The organism is Magnetospirillum sp. WYHS-4 (assembly GCA_039908345.1).
In the GTDB taxonomy this organism is placed as follows: domain Bacteria; phylum Pseudomonadota; class Alphaproteobacteria; order Rhodospirillales; family GLO-3; genus JAMOBD01.
Genome location: JAMOBD010000164.1, coordinates 1 through 1,122, shown reverse-complemented (window position 1 = coordinate 1,122; position 1,122 = coordinate 1). Strand labels below are relative to the sequence as shown.

General features: G+C 68.5%; 1 protein-coding gene. It reads right to left on the bottom strand.

Features of this window, described 5'->3' with window-relative positions:
* Positions 1-884: hypothetical protein (locus tag H7841_18620; protein ID MEO5338872.1), on the bottom strand; the 884-nt coding region annotated here is incomplete at its 3' end.
* Between the last annotated feature and the right edge of the window lie 238 nt (positions 885-1,122).

Sequence of the window (1,122 nt, the reverse complement as noted above, 5' to 3'; positions counted from 1 at the left end):
CCGCGGGCGATCTCGTCCAGGCCGCGGCGGAAATCGGCTAAGCGTTCTTCCAGGCTGGCGGCGGGCTTTGGGGCGTCTTCCGGTTCCGCCTTCCTTGCCGCCAGCACGCCCAGGGTCTGTCGCTCGGGCAAGGGGCCGCCCAGGATGGCCTGCTGCCGTTCGGGAGCCAGGCCGGACACCAGACGGCGCAGGAACAGGCCGCCCAGTTCCGGATCGGCCGCTTCCAGGCGCTGCGCCAGGTAGCGCCCGCGCGCCGCCGCCGTCAGCCCTTCCCGTGCCACCTCGCGGGCGGAAAAGCCGGCGAAGCCGGTGGGATCGGCGTAGTTCCGCAGCACCTCGACCGAACGGTCCAGGGCCGCCCGGTCTTCCGCCGGCACCTCCGGCAGGTCGCGGCCGTCGCCCTGGATCTTCGGCAGGGGCTGGCGCCAGGCGATCAGCCCCGGCCCGCCCGCCTTGAGATCGGTGTGGTGGTCTTCCACCTCCCGCTCGGTGGGGGCCTGGAAGCCCCTGAACCGGTCCTTGAAGTCGCGGCGCAGGCTGCGCACCGTCTCGCCGCCCGGCCGCAGGTAGCCGTCGATGCGCAGGCCATGGGCCCCCTGGTAGCCGCGGATGGTTTCGACGTCGTCCTCGCCCAGGAAGCCGGTGGGCCCCTGGAAGCGCTGGAAAGGCTTGTCGTTCCAGTTGGCCAGCACCGACTGCACCTTGGCGACGTCCTCCGGCTTGTTGGCCTGGCCCAGGCCGACGCCGTCGGCAAGGGAGAAGTAGCTGCGCGGGCGGGCCCGCCCGAAGAATCCGTTCTCGTCGTCGTCGTCTCCCAGATCGAGGAAGGAGCCGGGGCTTTCGTTCCGCCTTTCGTCGTCATCGTCCCGCCAAAAGAGACCCATGGCACGTTCTCCAAGTAAATGCTGGACCTATGTTCCCACGTATTCTCGCCTCTGGAAGGGCAGCCCCGGCCGTCGCCGGGGCCCCCTTTTGCCAGGAGCCATAGTCTGGAACAGGGACTGTGGTGGCGCGCAATGTCGAACATCGCGGAACATATGTCAATCATCAAAATGGAACATGAGGAACAAAAACCGATTGGCGAGGCGGAAGGGGACGGCGAAGGTGGGGGGCGGATTCGTG